A 15,715-nucleotide genomic window follows, 5' to 3' on the forward strand; every position below is an offset into this window, starting at 1 on the left:
TGCCACCTTAGCCAAAGCCTGAGCACTGTCGTGACAGGCGCTAAGCAATGTGCAGCGCCACATCGTGCTGGTTGAGCAGTCGCTGAATCGCCTCGGGGGGCTTACGATCGGTAAACAGCGCATCCAGTTGGGAAATGTTACCTTGGCGCACCACTGGGTTTCGGTGGAATTTCGAGTAGTCTGCGGCTAAATACACCCTTCGCGAATTGGCAATGATCGCCTGGGCAACGCGTACCTCTTGGTAGTCAAACTCCAGAAGCGAGCCATCTTCGTCGATGCCACTGATCCCGATGATTCCATAATCCACTTTGAACTGATTGATGAAGTCGATGGTGGCTTCGCCGATGATCCCGCCATCACGGGAGCGCACTTGACCGCCCGCGATGATCACCGTGAAGTCCTCTTTGTGTTGCAGAATCGCCGCCACATTGAGGTTGTTGGTAATGATCTCCAAACCTTGGTGCTCCAGTAGCGCTTGGGCGATCATTTCATTGCTGGTCCCGATATTGATGAACAGGGAGGCATGATGGGGTATATGCTGTGCCAAGCAGCGGGCAATGCGCTCTTTCTCTTCGAGGTGCAACGTTTTGCGGGTGCTGTAAGCCGTATTGACCGTACTTGACTCGACCCCGACACCACCATGTACGCGGCGCACGCGACCTTCGTTGGCCAGAGTGTTCAAGTCTCGACGAATGGTTTGTGGCGTGACCGCGAAGTGTTCGGTGAGCTGTTCGATACTCATGTAGCCGTGCTGGCGAACCAGTTCGACGATGGCATCCTGGCGATACTGTTGATTCATAAGCCCGGCCTGTTCGATATTTATTGGTCTATGTGCGTAATAGATTAGCAAAATTTTCGGAATCTAATAGCGCGAACCACGAACAGGCCGGGGCCCAGTGCTCCATTGATCTTCTACAGGGGCCATACCCACAATATGGCTGGGATGGCAGTGGCCATGACCACCAGCGAGAGTGGCAGTCCCAGTTTCCAGTAGTCGCCAAACCGGTAACCACCTGGCCCGAGAACCAAGGTATTCGATTGGTGCCCAATGGGCGTTAAAAACGCACAGGAGGCGCTGACGGCCACCACCATTAAAAACGGATCGAGCGAGGCGTCGAAGCCGTTGGCAAGACTGGACGCAATGGGCGCCATGAGCAGCGCCGCCGCGGCGTTGTTGACCACGTTGGAGAGCAGCATGGAGAGCAAAAATAGCCCCACCAAGGACACGACGATCGGCCACTCCACGCCAAACCGTAGCAGCGCCTCGGCGATGATATCTGCACCGCCGCTGGTCTCCAGCGCTTCACCCACCGGCAGCATGGCGGCCAGCAACACGATCACCGGCCCGTCGATGGCCTGGTAGCCATCACGCAAGGGCAGCACGCCGATCAATAGAGACACCAGTGCGGCGCTGCTCATGGCGACGGCAGCAGGCAGCAAATCGAGCAGCATGGCCACGATTGCCAGGGCGAAAATCCCCACTGAAACGGCCAATTTTCGCGGCTGTCCCAGGTGAAGCTCGCGGTTGGCCAGCGGCAAACAACCCAGCGTCGATAAACTATCGGCGATTTCGTTTTCGCTGCCCTGCAATAGCAGCACGTCGCCGGTTTGAAAACGAATGTCGCGCAGGCGCTGTTTCAAGCGGCCACCGTCACGGGCTACGGCCACGAGGTGCAGGCCAAACTGATGGTTGAGACGTAACTGGCGCACGCTGCGATTGATCATCATCGAATCGTTGCGCACGACGGCTTCGATGAGCTGCAACCCTTCGGTATCGACCGGCTGACGTTCATCGTCTTTGCCTTCATCATCGCCCTTTGACTGCCCCTCCTCAGGCTCTTCCGGCTCGGCAATCGCGCTCAAGCCCACTTTATCTTCCAGTAGTTTCAGCTCGTCGGGACCCGCTTCCAACAGCAGAATATCGCCCTCGCGAAGCACGCCATGAAACTGATAGCCTGCTCGACGGTTGTCTTCACGTACCACCGCCAAGACGGGAATGGTTTCCTCCAGTTCGTCGCGCAGCTGCTGCAGGGTAAGCCCGTTGGCTTTGGAATCCTCGGTCACCTTCAGCTCGACCAAGTAGTTGGCGGTATCGAACATATCGTCCGTAGCGGCTTGGCTATTGCGCTTGGGCGTCAATCGCCAGCCCACGGTCACGATAAACATCAACCCCACCAGTGCCACCGCGACTCCCACGGGCGAGAAACTGAACATCCCAAAATTGTCGCCAGTGATATTGCCTCGGTAGGCGGAAATAATGATATTGGGTGGCGTGCCAATCAGCGTGGTCAGACCACCCAACAGAGAGCCAAATGCCAGCGGCATCAGCAGCAATGAGGGAGATGTATTGTGTTCACGGGCAAGGCGCATCGCCACCGGTAACAACAGCGCCAGTGCGCCGACGTTATTCATCACGCCAGAAAGCACCACCACGGTGCCCACCAACACGAGTAGCTGTAGCATCAAGCGCTCACCCACTTTGAGCACCTGATTGGCAATGACATCCACCACGCCAGAGCGCTCGAAACCACGGCTTAACACCAACACGGCCGCCACGGTAATCACCGCTGGATGGCCAAAACCGGAAAACGCTTCATCGGCAGGGACAAGGCCCAGCATCACCGAGCCTAGCAACGCCGCCAGGGCCACTAAATCGTAACGAAATCGCCCCCAGATGAAGGCTGCCAGCGTGAGTCCCAACACGATAAACACCAGCGTGCTGGGGGTCAGTCCTAAACTTTCCAGAGTCATCAGAGCGCCATCTCCCTATGTGATACCCACCGCTCTCCCGACGAGGAAAGTGCAGCGTACTGAGCGACACATTAGACGATGACTATACGAACGTACAAGCTCTGGCAAATCAATATCGCCACGAACTGCCAGTGGTAAGACGCGGGTTAGCGTTTCATACGTGCCATCAGCCGCTCCACGGCTCGAAGATGCTCCGGCTCGTTATGACACATGCCTTGAAAAACGGCACAGACATCCAGAAAGGCTCTCAGCTCCATATCCGGCGCCATTTTCATTAGCCGTTTAGTCAGACGTGTCGCCTTGGGCGGCTGAGCCGCAATGCGTTGGGCATGGGCCATCGCGGTTTCCATAAGCTGTTCGGGCTCGACCACCTCCAGCACTATGCCGTAAGCAAACGCCTCCTCGGCACTGATCACTCGGCCAGAGAGCGTCAGTTCGAAGGCACGCTGATAACCAATCTGCCGCTGCATGAACCATGCCCCGCCATCACCGGGAATGATCCCCAGATTGAGAAAGGTCTCCCCAAAGCTCGCCTTGCGAGAGGCAATACGCATATCCGCCAGATTGGCCAAATCGAATCCGGCACCGATGGCCGCACCATTGACGGCGGCAATGATGGGCACTTCGACCTTATGGAGTGCCAGCGGCATCCGCTGAATGCCCGTGCGGTAGCGCTCGGCGACTTCCGCCACATCCCCCGCAAAATCGCCGCCGCGCTCGGCCATGTCTTTTACGTTTCCACCGGCACAAAACGCACTGCCCGCTCCGGTAATCAACAGCACCGATACCTCCTGGCAGCCATTCACCCAGGCGGCGGTGGCGACGATGTCGTCAACGAGTGCGGTGCCCGTTAAGGCATTACGCACGTCGTGGCGATTAAGGGTAAGTGTCGCCACACGATTATCTAGAGTGAGAGTGGCATCGGTTAATCCGGGTAATGGTTGGCTCATGGTTGGCGCTCCACAATGATTCGGGCATCGACGATGGCATAGTTAGCGGCACAGTGGCCTTTTGGATAGGCAATCACCGGGTTCAAGTCTAGTTCGCAAATCTCCGGGTAGGCGTCCACCAATTGGGATACCTGCATCAGCAGTGACACCAGCGCCTGCTTATCGACCCCAGCCGCCCCGCGCACTCCCGCCAGCACTTTTTGCGCTTTAATTTGATCGACCATGGAGCGTGCGTCGCGCAGGGTCAGCGGCAGCGAGCGGAAGGCAACGTCCTCTAGCACCTCCACGAAAATGCCGCCCAAGCCAAACATCAGCACCGGGCCAAACATCGGGTCGCGCAGCATGCCGATAATCACCTCGACGCCTTTCTCAGCCATGGGCGTGACCAGCACGCCCTCTATCTGGGCGTTCAGGTCGTAAGCCTGGGCGTTTGAGTGAATGGCCTGAAAGGCATCGCGCAGTGCGGCGTCACCCACTAAGTTGAGCTTGACCCCGCCCGCGTCGGATTTATGCAGAATGTCTTTTGAAACCACCTTCATCGCCAGCGGCGCTTTTGCGGTTTGCTCGGCGATCTTGGCCAGCTCTTCCTCCTGGCGTACCAGCCACTCGGTAGGTACGGTAATCCCGTGCTCCGCCAGCAGCGCCTTTGCTTCAAACTCCAATAAATCGCGCCCTTCCGCCTTGGCCGCTTTTAGCATGGTCTTGCCTGTTTCCGATGGCGCGGCGGGCGCTATCGTCTCTTGTGCCTGTTGGCGGGCCAGGTACTCTCCTCGCTCACCTAGGGCAGCAAGCACGCGCACCGCATGCTCAATCGAGGAATACACCGGCAAACCGGCTTCGTGTAGACGGCGCAACGCAGGCGGTTTGATCGGCGCATAAAGGCTGTAAATCACCAGGGGTTTCTCAGAGGCTTGAGCAAGCTCTACCATGCGCTCTGCGCCGCGCATTTCGTCGCCCATCAGTGATTCTGCAAAACGCAGGCTGTACCCGCCGAACATGCCCACCAGAAAGACGCTATCGACGCCTTCATCCGCCATCACCAGCTCGATGCAGCGTGCAAGCAGCGAAGGGTTAGCATCCGAGGAGCCTGCCACGTCCACCGGGTTAAGGGTAGATGCCTGAGGCAGTAACACCTCGCGCAGTGCAGAGCGAGTAGCGTCAGAAAGCTCGGCCAGTGTCAGTCCCGCTTCCGATAACCGGTCGGCGGCAATGGTGGCTTGGCCACCGCCGTCAGAAATCACCGCCACGCGCTTACCGGGGGCTTTTTGGAGCCGCCCCAATCCTTCCGCCACGGGCAGGATTTCATCGGAGTACTGCACCACGCTAACGCCTGCCTGGCGCAACAAATCGACGGTCATTTGGTAGCTACCGGCCAACGCACCGGTATGGGAGCTGGCGGCTTTTTGGCCCTGCTCGGTGGCACCGGATTTATACACCACCACCGGCTTCATGGCGGTCACGTCACGGGCCACTTTCAGAAACTGCTGCCCATCACGGAAGCCCTCCACGTAGAGCGTAGCCACGCGAGTGTGCTCGTCCTCCCCTAAATAGCGCAGGTAATCGTTAAAGCCGATATCGCTCTGGTTGCCAGGACCAGCGTAGGTGCTGAACCCCACTTGCCCGTTATGCTGGGCTTCCAGCGCAAGAGAGAGCAGCATATTGCCGGACTGAGACACAATGCCGATATCACCCGGCTTGACGTTATCCAGCGCCAGCAAGTTAATTTGGTGGTGCAGGTTAAACATGCCAGAAGTGTTTGGGCCGATGATACGCACGCCGTGGGCACGGGCGATCTCCATCATCTGTGCCTCCAGCGCTGCCCCCTCTTCGCCGGTTTCGCCAAACCCGCTGGCCAGAATGACCGCCCCTTTCACCCCCCGGCGGCCACACTCGGCAATCAGCGCAGGCACGGTGGCGGCAGGCGTACACAGCAGCGCAAGCTCGGGGCTGCCCGGCATCTTGGCAATAGAGGGCCACGCCTTCACACCTAGAATATGATCGGCTTTTGGGTTGATCGGGTAGATGTTTCCCCGGTAGCCGCCGTTGATCAGCCCGATCATGGCTTTATAGCCCCGCTTGGTCGGGTCCGCAGAGGCTCCAACGATGGCAATGCTGGTGGGGGCTAAGATGTCATGCAGCGGGCTGCGGATTGGAAGATGACCTTCGATAGTGTTCATGGCGAAACCTGTTTGACAAAGAAGTGCGCGACGACTTGATTCAGAACTCGTTTTTAAGGGTTAAGCCCACACTCATTGGCCCTGAAAATTAGGCGCTCGCCGCTCGGCAAAGGCATCGACCCCCTCTTGCCAATCATCGGTCGTGGAACAGGTAAACACCGCGTCCAACTCCTGCTGTAGCTGGCTCTCCATGCTTGTATGGGTACTGCGATTGACCAGCGGCTTTAACATCGCCATGGACACAGGCGCCTGCTTGGCCAGCCGTTCGGCAAGCAGCTGGGCTTCGGCCATCAGTTGCGTTTGCGGATGGCTCGCCAGCGCTAGCCCCATCTCGGCGGCTTCAGGCCCATAAAGTTTGTCACCTAAGTAGAGCAGGCGGCGGGCCTGAGTGAGCCCCACCAGTTGGGGAAGCAGTTTGGAAACGCCGCCACCTACGCACGTCCCGATACTGGTTTCTGGAAAGCCTATCTGCGCGTCATCGGCCATGACGACAAAATCGCAGGCGACGGCCATTTCCGCGCCTGCCCCCAGCGCATAACCGTTCACTGCCGCCACCACCGGCTTACCGAGCTGGGTGATGGCCTCGCATACGTCGTTACCCAGCTGCAAATAGGCCCGGCGCTGAAACAGCGTGCGCTTAGCGCTGCCGTGGGCCTTCATATCGGCACCGACACAAAACGCGCGCCCTTCACCGGTCAGCACCACCGCCCGGACCTGAGGCGACTGCTGTGCTATTCGCAGCACATCCAGCAGCTCTTGGTAGAGCGCCTCAACAACGGCGTTGAGGCGCTGCGGGCGATTCAGTCGTACGGTCATTACGCGGGCATTTAAACTCACCAGCAGCGTTTCATAATTGGGCAGCGCAGTAGCGTCAGCAGGCATGGTGCTTTTTCTAACCTCCTCGGAACAGTCGTCAAAACTTAACGAAACGTTTGTTTCTTTATTTAAAATAAAAAGAAACGAATGTGTTTTTTGAACGATAAAGTAGTCGCTGGGACGGCGTCAATACATCTGTAGCAAAAACATTTATAATTGGTACAAATGTTTTATTTTCCATGAAAGAGGGTGCCATGCCAGACAACGCCACTCACGCCATCAGCCTGGACAGCATTCACCTGCAGCTAGCCGAGAGCTACGCAGCGCTTAGCCCACAGCTCAAGCGTGCCGCCAGCTATGTGCTGGAACACCCTGCAGAGATGGCGTTTCAGTCGATCCGCAAAACGGCTCAGGCAGCATCCGTCACTCCCTCCACTCTGGTCAGGTTAGCCAAGCGGCTTGGGTTCGAGAGCTACGAGCCATTTCGGGAAGTGTTTCAATCGGCAGTGCAAGCAGCGCCGGTGGAGCTATCCGGCCGCGCCAGCCAGTTGAAGCAGCAGCACCGAAAACCAGAAGCGGCGCTGTTTGCGGAGGTAGGCGACGCTGCCTTCGATAATATTGGCAGGCTGTTTACGGCGGATAACCAAACGCGCGTCAAAGAGGCCGCCGAGCGAATCTTGGCCGCACGGCGAGTCGCCGTGGTCGGGTTTCGAGACACCTTCGCCTGCGCGTACCACTTTGCCTACGTGGGGCGCATTGCGATGCCGGAAGTGACGCTCATTCGCGGCCAGGAGGGAGGCTTGCTCACCGAATTGGCTCCGTTCAATGAGCAGGATGTGGTGGTGGCGTTTGGCTTTGAGCCCTACTGCGCCGAGACGATGAAGGCGCTGGAAATTACCCGCGCCAACGGCGTTCAAGCCATCGTGATTACCGATACGCTGCGATCGCCACTCGTGCCGGGTGCCTGCATGACGTTTACCGTCGCCAACGCCACGCCGCACTTTTTCCCGTCGATACTGGCGGCGATTACGCTCAGCGAAGCGATTCTAGCGGAGTGCGTGGCATTCGGCCCTGACCAGCTGGTCGACAACGTGACCCGTTTTGAGAGCCGAATGCGTCAGTTGGGTGCTTACGTCGATATCGAGTAAGTGTCGATAACGAGTAGGTATCACGGCAATAGAATCGTAGAGCCCGTCGTTTTACGGCTTTGCAGCGCATCCTGTGCCTTGCCAGCCTCTTGTAGCGGGTAGCGGTTAGCCACGTCGATGTGGATTTTTCCGCTTTCGATCATGCCGAAGAATTCGTCGCACATCATTTCTAGGCGCTCACGCGTGTCAGCGTAGCCGTTCAGGCTCGGGCGCGTGACGAAAAGCGCGCCCTTCTGGTTCAGAATACCGATGTTCACGCCATCGACGGGGCCAGAAGCGTTGCCAAAGCTCACCATCAACGAGCGGGGCTTCAAGCAGTCCAGCGACATTTCCCAGGTATCTTTACCGACGGAGTCATAAACCACGTCGCACATCTCACCCTGGGTGAGTTCGCGTACGCGCTCCACCACATTTTCCTTGGTGTAGTCGATGGTCGCCCAAGCGCCGTTGGCCATGGCAAGATCGGCTTTTTCTTGGGAGCTGACCGTGCCAATCAGCTTGACGCCGAGCGCTTTGGCCCACTGGCAAGCAATGGAGCCAACGCCACCAGCCGCCGCGTGGAACAAAATGGTCTCACCGCCCTTGAGTGCATAGGTTTGGCGCAGCAGGTACTGCACCGTTAGGCCTTTGAGCATGCTGGCAGCGGCAGTGTCGAAATCGATAAAGTCAGGCAATTTGACGACTTTAGCGGCAGGTAGCGTGTGCAATTCCGCATAAGCACCCAGCGGGCCTTGGGCATACGCCACACGGTCACCCACCTTGAGATGCGTCACACCTTCGCCGACGGCATCCACCGTGCCAGCGCCCTCCGTTCCCAGCCCAGACGGCATGGCAGGCGCGGGATATAGCCCCGTGCGGAAATAGATATCGATAAAGTTGAGCCCCACCGCTTTATTGGCGATACGCACTTCGCCGGCGGCGGGGGCAGCCGGTTCGACCTCCACCCACTCCAACACCTCGGCACCACCGGTCTTGGAAAACTGGATACGCTTAGACATTCATGAGACTCCTGTTATTAATTATTGGACATACCCTGGACGCTATCCAACCGCGTTGGGCACATTAAATCAAGTGATTAGCCCGCTAAACCGACACACGGCTGTCATGGCTGCGTGCTAGACTGTGCCAACAATGGTGATCACTCCGTTTATCAGCCACCACACACGGACTGGACATGACGCATCCTGCTATTTCTGTTCCTACGCTTATTGCCCATCGAGGCTACTCAGCGGCAGCGCCTGAAAACACCCTAACCGCCGTCCGTGCGGCCCAACAAGCCGGTGCCACCTGGGTAGAGCTGGATGTGCAGCTATTGAAAGACGATACACCCGTCATCTGGCACGACAGCGATGTGAGCCGCTGCTCGGATGGTCGAGGAGAGCTTGCCAACCTCACGTGGCAGCAGGCCCAGCAGCTCGATGTAGGCCGCTGGTTTGGTGATCGCTTTGCCGGAGAAAAAATGGCCAGCCTGGAGACCATGCTCTCCCTGCTGAACGAGCTGGAGATGGGCGTTAACCTAGAGATCAAGGTCAATAAAGGCCGTGACCCCATCCGCCTGGTGGATGAGGTACTGCCCGTCGTTTTAGAGGCTCTACCTCCCGAGCGGTTGGTGATCTCGTCGTTTGACTCGACCGCCCTTGTCCATTGCCGACACCATGCCCCTGAAGAAGCACTGGCACTAGGCGCCCTGTTTGGTAGTGTGCCCAAGCACTGGCGTGAGCAGTGTGAGGCGGTACAGGCGTTTAGTATTCACCCCCACTGGCCAAGGCTCAAGCAGACGCAAGCCGCTGCCATGTGCCGCGATGGCTACCAGATACTCTGCTACACCGCTAACGACCCCAGCGCTTTTGCCAGCCGCTGGTCGTGGGGCGTGACCAGTGCCATTACCGATGAGCCCGCCGCCTTTAAGCGATATTTAGATAATCGCCAACGTGCGGGCCAATCTGCTTAACCTGCCATTTAAGGGAAATGATGAATTATCTGGGTGCTCATGTGAGTGCAGCGGGCGGCGCGGATCAGGCCGTGCTGCGCGCGGTCGAGATCGGTGCAACGGCGTTTGCGCTGTTCACCAAGAATCAGCGTCAGTGGAAGGGGAAACCGCTGACGGACGAGGCCATTGCCGCCTTCAAGGAGGCCTGCCAAGACCACGGCTTTGGCCCAAAGCAAATTCTGCCCCACGACAGCTATCTGATTAATCTGGGCCATCCAGAGTCAGAGGGGCTTAGAAAATCCCGTGCCGCGTTTCTAGACGAGATGCAGCGCTGCGAGCAGCTAGGGTTGACGCTGCTCAACTTTCACCCCGGCAGCCACCTGAACAAAATCAGCGATACCGAGTGTCTGTCACGTATTGCCGACTCGATCAATGAAGCGCTGGCGGATACCCAGGACGTGACCGCGGTGATCGAAAATACCGCAGGTCAAGGCACCAACCTCGGCTGGCGCTTCGAGCACCTGGCCGAGATTATTGAGCAAGTCGATGATAAAGCACGGGTAGGCGTATGCATCGATACCTGCCACGCCTTCGCTGCTGGGTACGATCTCCGCACCCGCGACGCAACACAGGCCACTCTGGATGAGCTTGGCAAGGTCGTGGGTTTCCAGTACTTGCGCGGCATGCACCTGAACGACGCCAAAAGCGCTTTTGCCAGCCGCGTCGACCGACATCACAGCCTAGGTAAGGGCAATATCGGACTGGACGCTTTTAGCGCTATCATGCAAGACCAGCGCATCCAAGGCATCCCGATGATTCTGGAGACCATCGAGCCCGAGATCTGGGCCGAGGAACTCAACTGGCTGCGCGCTCAAATGCCCGACGCCGCGCCGGGCAAATAATGAATCACATCGTGAAAGCGTAACCGGCCCTCCGTGTTATTGCGCATGGCGTGGGGCCGGTCAGCAAAAAAACGCAGCCCCTCGCCAGCCCGCAGCGTTTGCCAGCGCTCATCAATGCGCAGCTCCATCTCCCCTTCCACTATCACGATGTGTTCCACCACGCCGCTGGCATGGGCCGATGATTCGCTGATCGCTCCAGGGGCAAGTTCGATCATGAACATCTCGAACCCCAGCAGAGGGTCGTAGGGAAACAGCAAGCGCGCCTGCATACCGGCGCTGTCATCACCCCAGACGGACTCTCGACCGTCTCGGTGTAGCTCACCTAACGCGGGTTTGTCATTATCGAACAGTGTCGAGAAAGATACCCGAAAGCCGCTGGCAATCTTCCAGAGCGTCGAAACAGTAGGGCTAGACTCACCGCGCTCTATCTGCCCCAACATGGCTTTACTCACCCCCGTTTCACCGGCCGCCCGGTCAAGGCTCCAGCCGCGCTTTTTGCGCAACTGACGCACTGTCCCCGCAATATGTGCAGCAATGGTGTGCGGTTCGATTGCCATTCCTCTCTCCTGTTTCAGGTCCTGTTTCAAACCCAGTCTCAACCCCAGTTGTGCGCTATAACGCACAGTGGTAACGTGGCGCTTGTGCGTTATGACGCACATAGTGCCACCCCAGCTTGCACGAGGCCACCCATGGAAACGCCCTCCACTACTCACGACGAACCTGCGCCTAGCCTATGGCGCGATAGTAGTCTATCAACCGTCATTGCGGGCTTCGTTGCCGTATTGATTGGTTACACCAGCTCGGCGGCGATTATCTTTCAAGCCGCAACGGCCGCCGGCGCCAGCACGGCGCAAATTAGCTCGTGGCTTTGGGCGCTGGGCATTGGCATGGGGGTGACCTCACTGGGCCTGTCGCTGCGCTACCGAATGCCGCTGTTGACGGCCTGGTCGACGCCAGGCGCAGCATTTCTAGCCACGAACCTGCCCGGCATTCCAATCGAAGAAGCTATCGGCGCGTTTCTGTTTTCAGCGCTACTGATCACGTTGTGCGGCGTCACGGGGCTTTTCGAGCGCTTGATGCGCCATATTCCTAGTGCCATTGCCTCCGCCATGCTGGCCGGTATTCTGCTGCGCTTTGGACTGGAGTTATTCAACGTGATGGAACGCCAGTGGCTGCTGCCGATGGTCATGTTGGCGGCCTGGGTGGCTGGCAGGCGTTTATGGCCGACGCTCGCGGTGCCTGGCGTGTTGCTCATTGGTGTCATGATGGCGCTACTGCAAGGCCAAATCAGCACCCAGGATATTCCGCTAACACCCACGCTCCCCGTCTTTACTGTCCCGGTGTTTAACCCAATGACGATGCTGAGTATCGGTATTCCGCTGTTCGTGATCACTATGGCGACTCAAAATTTACCGGGTGTTGCGGTTTTACGGGCAGCAGGCTACCAGCCCAATAGCTCGCCGCTGATGACATGGACAGGCGGCGCTACGCTGCTGCTCGCCCCGTTGGGCGGCTATGCGTTGAACATGGCCGCCATTAGCGCTGCGGTTTGCCTGGGGCCAGATGCGCACCCAAACCCTAAAAAACGCTATACCGCTGGCGTTGCCGCAGGCGTTTTCTATGTGGCGATGGGTATATTTGGCGCCACGGTCACCGGCATCTTCAATGCATTACCGAGTATTCTTATCCTAGCGCTGGCGGGTATTGCCCTGCTTGGCACGCTGAGCGCAGGGTTGGCAAGTGCGTTTGAAAAGAGCGAGCAGCGCGACGCAGCCATCGTGACCTTTTTGCTGACCGGTTCAGGCATTACGCTGCTGGGGATCGGGGGAGCCTTTTGGGGGTTGGTAGCCGGTTTGACGGTATTGAAAATAACCTCAGCGAAAGCAACATCGTAAAAAACTGTGCAGCAAAAGATAAACGCCCCTGTCAGGTAATGAACTGACAGGGGCGTTTAAGAGGGGCGTTGGTATACAGACGCCGACCATTCACATCGTGGCCAGCCGCTCCTCATCCAACACGCCGGACATCCTCACCATGGCCAGAGCCTCATCCAAACTGTCCATCTCCTCGATCACCAGCAGCTCGTTCTCCAAGCTCACGGGCTGACCGGCTTTCTCTGACAGCAGCTTCTCCAAAGAGGCCATGTCCATCGCGTCGTTTAAATGATGAACATCTACCGATGCGCTACTCGCACTAGGGAGATAGATGGTGCCATTCGAAAAATCGACGGCGTAAGCAATTACTCCAGGCACAATGAAAAACAGCAAACCCACACCGTTGGCAATCGCCACGACTGGATCGACATCGCCGCTCATTTGCCCTTTACGCTCAGGGTAAAACATGGTTCCGCAACCGCTCAATGCCACAATGGAGACGCCTATAACGGCCCCCGTTAACCAACGGCGAACTGCTTGCTGCATGGAGGTTCCCTCGAAAACTAAACGTTCCGATAGCCGACGCATGGCTGCTTGTTATGGTCAAATCAACGACTATCGACTCAAATGCCGCTCGATTCTAGCACACTTCCGCTACCGCGCACGCTCACCGAGCCGATTAGGATTTTGCCGCCTTACCCGCTTCGCCGTACAATGCGCGATTCAACGCTCGATTAAGCGCTACGTTCGATACAACATTCAGCGTCACCACTGTTAACCAAGGAATGCTCACACCCATGCGCGCCAGCCAATTATTGATTGCGACATTAAAAGAAACCCCGGCCGATGCTGAAGTCATCAGCCACCAGTTAATGCTGCGCGCCGGGATGATCCGCCGTCTCACCTCGGGCCTGTACACTTGGCTGCCCCTGGGGCTACGCACTCTGCGCAAAGTGGAAGCTATCGTGCGTGAAGAGATGAACCGGGCCGGTGCCCAAGAAGTATTGATGCCTGCCGTTCAACCCGCCGATCTATGGCAGGAGTCTGGCCGCTGGGAGCAGTACGGCCCGGAATTGCTGCGTTTGAAAGATCGCCACGAGCGCGATTACTGCGTAGGCCCCACTCATGAAGAAGTCATCACCGATCTCGTGCGCAAAGAGATCGCCAGCTACAAGCAGCTGCCGGTGAACTTCTACCAGATTCAAACCAAATTCCGTGATGAGATTCGTCCGCGTTTCGGCGTGATGCGCTCGCGTGAATTCATCATGAAGGATGCCTACTCCTTCCACCTGGACGAGGAATCTCTCAAAGAGACCTACCAGGGTATGTACGACGCCTATACGCGCATTTTTACTCGCCTTGGCCTCGACTTCCGCCCGGTGATTGCCGATAACGGCTCCATTGGCGGCACAGGCTCTCACGAATTCCATGTGCTGGCCGATTCCGGCGAAGACGATATCGTCTTCTCGGATGCCTCCGATTACGCCGCCAACATCGAAAAAGCCGAAGCGCTGCCCGCACCACTCGGCAGCAATGTCGAGCGCGCCGCTCCCAGCGAGGAGATGCGCTTGGTCGATACCCCCAATGCCAAAACCATTGCCACGCTGGTGGAGCAGTTCAAGCTGCCTATTGAAAAGACCATTAAAACCTTGATGGTACATGCAGCTGAAGGCGGCCTGATTGCCCTGCTGGTGCGCGGTGATCACGAACTCAACGAAGTCAAAGCCGAGAACCTGCCCCAGGTAAAAGCCCCGCTGACCATGGCCAACGAGGAAGAAATCCGTGCGGCAGTGGGGGCAGGTCCCGGCTCGCTAGGCCCGGTCGGCCTGGAAATGCCGATCATCATCGACCGAAGCGTGGCCCTGATGAGCGATTTCGGCGCAGGTGCCAATATCGACGGAAAACACTACTTTGGCATCAACTGGGAACGCGATGCAGCTCTGCCACAGGTCGCCGACCTTCGTAACGTGGTAGAAGGCGACCCGTCACCTGACGGCCAAGGCACGCTCTCGATCAAGCGCGGCATCGAAGTCGGCCACGTGTTCCAGCTTGGCAAGAAGTACTCTGAAGCGATGAATGCCAGCGTGCTGGGCGACAATGGCAAAACCAGCCATCCATGGATGGGTTGCTATGGCATTGGCGTAACGCGCGTGGTCGCGGCGGCGATCGAACAGAACCACGACGATGCCGGCATTATTTGGCCCAATGCCATCGCCCCCTTCCACGTCGCGCTGGTGCCAATGAATGCACATAAATCACAGCGTGTGCGCGAAGAGTCCGAGCGCCTCTACCAAACGCTGACCGAAGCAGGTTTGGACGTCCTGCTAGATGACCGGGATACGCGTCCTGGTGTGAAGTTTGCCGATTTAGAGCTCATGGGTGTGCCGCACCGCGTGGTGATCGGCGACCGCGGCCTGGACAACGGCGAGTTGGAGTACAAAGGACGTCGCGACAGCGAGGCCACCATGATCCCTGCCGACAACATTGTGGACTTCCTGCGTGAACAAGCGGGCCTTATTAGCGCTAAGTAATCAGCACGTATGTCACTGAGCTCTTTTCGGGGGCGTTGGCGGCAGCGACATGTGATAAGGACGATGGCGGTCATCCTAATGATGACCGCCATCGCTTCGCCCAGCGTGGCGGAGCCACCACTGCGAGCTACGCTGGAAGCCGCCGATCTACGAACGCCCTATGGTCAGTGGCAGTTACAGCAGTGGCGCAGCCGCAAGGATGCGCCGCTTGCCAGATTTGTCGCCTCGCCTGAGCGGCGCCACGCTCTACTGACACGCCTCTACCAAGAAGCTCGGCTCGCCGGGCTACCGCCCGATCTCGTATTGGCACTCATCCAGGTAGAAAGCGCCTTTAACGCCGAGGCAGTGTCTTCTGCGGGTGCCGTCGGCTTGATGCAGATCATGCCATTTTGGGTAGAAGAGCTTGGCCTACCCATGGACGATCTCACCGATCCCAACCGCAATCTGCGCTATGGCTGCACGATTCTCGCCCACTATCTAGCCATCGAACGGGGCGACTTTACCCGCGCACTCGCTCGCTACAATGGCAGTCTAGGTAAAACGTGGTACCCGGAACGGGTGTTCGATGCGTGGCAAAACCACTGGCGCTAGGCATCCTCAAGCCGAGCTTGCAGGTGCCGATATAGAGTCGGATGC

Annotated in this window: 14 protein-coding genes; 6 read left to right on the top strand and 8 right to left on the bottom strand. The window is 57.8% G+C overall.

Annotation, left to right across the window (positions count from 1 at the left end; genetic code table 11):
• Positions 1-40: 40 nt before the first annotated feature.
• The 5 genes from MHM37_RS01055 to MHM37_RS01075 form a co-directional block, all read right to left on the bottom strand.
• Entirely contained in the window at positions 41-799 is a 759-nt protein-coding gene (locus MHM37_RS01055) for a DeoR/GlpR family transcriptional regulator (protein WP_139527350.1), read from the bottom strand.
• A gap of 113 nt (positions 800-912) precedes the next feature.
• On the bottom strand, positions 913-2,751 hold the full coding sequence (locus MHM37_RS01060; protein WP_239295689.1) for an SLC13 family permease: 1,839 nt from the start codon (positions 2,749-2,751) through the stop codon (positions 913-915).
• A 146-nt stretch (positions 2,752-2,897) separates the two neighbouring features.
• Complete coding sequence (locus MHM37_RS01065; RefSeq protein ID WP_239295688.1) at positions 2,898-3,701, bottom strand: enoyl-CoA hydratase-related protein; 804 nt, start codon at positions 3,699-3,701, stop codon at positions 2,898-2,900.
• The gene (locus tag MHM37_RS01070; RefSeq protein ID WP_239295687.1) at positions 3,698-5,878 is read right to left on the bottom strand and encodes an acetate--CoA ligase; all 2,181 of its coding nucleotides are present in this window, start codon (positions 5,876-5,878) and stop codon (positions 3,698-3,700) included. The genes MHM37_RS01065 and MHM37_RS01070 overlap by 4 nt, the downstream gene beginning before the upstream one ends.
• 72 nt (positions 5,879-5,950) lie before the next feature.
• A complete protein-coding gene (locus tag MHM37_RS01075) occupies positions 5,951-6,760 on the bottom strand; it encodes an enoyl-CoA hydratase-related protein (protein ID WP_239283533.1) in 810 nt (269 codons plus the stop codon).
• Positions 6,761-6,948: 188 nt separating this feature from the next.
• Between MHM37_RS01075 and MHM37_RS01080 the strand changes: the two genes are divergently transcribed.
• Positions 6,949-7,842, top strand: coding sequence for a MurR/RpiR family transcriptional regulator (locus MHM37_RS01080; protein WP_239295686.1), 894 nt, complete (start codon positions 6,949-6,951; stop codon positions 7,840-7,842).
• A gap of 20 nt (positions 7,843-7,862) precedes the next feature.
• Here the strand turns inward: MHM37_RS01080 and MHM37_RS01085 are convergent, their stop codons facing one another.
• Positions 7,863-8,840 (bottom strand): NADPH:quinone reductase, encoded by a 978-nt coding sequence (locus tag MHM37_RS01085; RefSeq protein ID WP_139527344.1) that lies wholly within the window; start codon positions 8,838-8,840, stop codon positions 7,863-7,865.
• Positions 8,841-9,016: 176 nt separating this feature from the next.
• On the opposite strand from MHM37_RS01085, the gene MHM37_RS01090 reads away from it, so the two are divergent.
• On the top strand, positions 9,017-9,793 hold the full coding sequence (locus MHM37_RS01090; RefSeq protein ID WP_239295685.1) for a glycerophosphodiester phosphodiesterase family protein: 777 nt from the start codon (positions 9,017-9,019) through the stop codon (positions 9,791-9,793).
• Positions 9,794-9,813: 20 nt separating this feature from the next.
• On the top strand, positions 9,814-10,674 hold the full coding sequence (gene nfo, locus MHM37_RS01095; protein WP_239295684.1) for a deoxyribonuclease IV: 861 nt from the start codon (positions 9,814-9,816) through the stop codon (positions 10,672-10,674).
• Here nfo and MHM37_RS01100 read toward each other — a convergent pair.
• A complete protein-coding gene (locus MHM37_RS01100; RefSeq protein WP_239295683.1) occupies positions 10,644-11,231 on the bottom strand; it encodes a helix-turn-helix domain-containing protein in 588 nt (195 codons plus the stop codon). The two genes, nfo and MHM37_RS01100, sit on opposite strands and share 31 nt — an antisense overlap.
• Positions 11,232-11,363: 132 nt before the next feature.
• On the opposite strand from MHM37_RS01100, the gene MHM37_RS01105 reads away from it, so the two are divergent.
• Complete coding sequence (locus MHM37_RS01105) at positions 11,364-12,569, top strand: benzoate/H(+) symporter BenE family transporter (RefSeq protein WP_239295682.1); 1,206 nt, start codon at positions 11,364-11,366, stop codon at positions 12,567-12,569.
• A gap of 90 nt (positions 12,570-12,659) precedes the next feature.
• Here the strand turns inward: MHM37_RS01105 and MHM37_RS01110 are convergent, their stop codons facing one another.
• A complete protein-coding gene (locus MHM37_RS01110; protein WP_239283583.1) occupies positions 12,660-13,094 on the bottom strand; it encodes a hypothetical protein in 435 nt (144 codons plus the stop codon).
• Between the two features lie 251 nt (positions 13,095-13,345).
• Here MHM37_RS01110 and MHM37_RS01115 point away from each other — a divergent pair, with 251 nt between their 5' ends.
• A complete protein-coding gene (locus tag MHM37_RS01115; protein WP_239295681.1) occupies positions 13,346-15,079 on the top strand; it encodes a proline--tRNA ligase in 1,734 nt (577 codons plus the stop codon).
• A gap of 78 nt (positions 15,080-15,157) precedes the next feature.
• Positions 15,158-15,670, top strand: a complete 513-nt coding sequence (locus MHM37_RS01120; RefSeq protein ID WP_239283607.1) for a transglycosylase SLT domain-containing protein — start codon at positions 15,158-15,160, stop codon at positions 15,668-15,670.
• Positions 15,671-15,715: the final 45 nt, after the last annotated feature.

This window comes from Halomonas sp. MMH1-48 (genome assembly GCF_022348105.1).
Classification (GTDB): Bacteria; Pseudomonadota; Gammaproteobacteria; order Pseudomonadales; family Halomonadaceae; genus Vreelandella; species Vreelandella piezotolerans.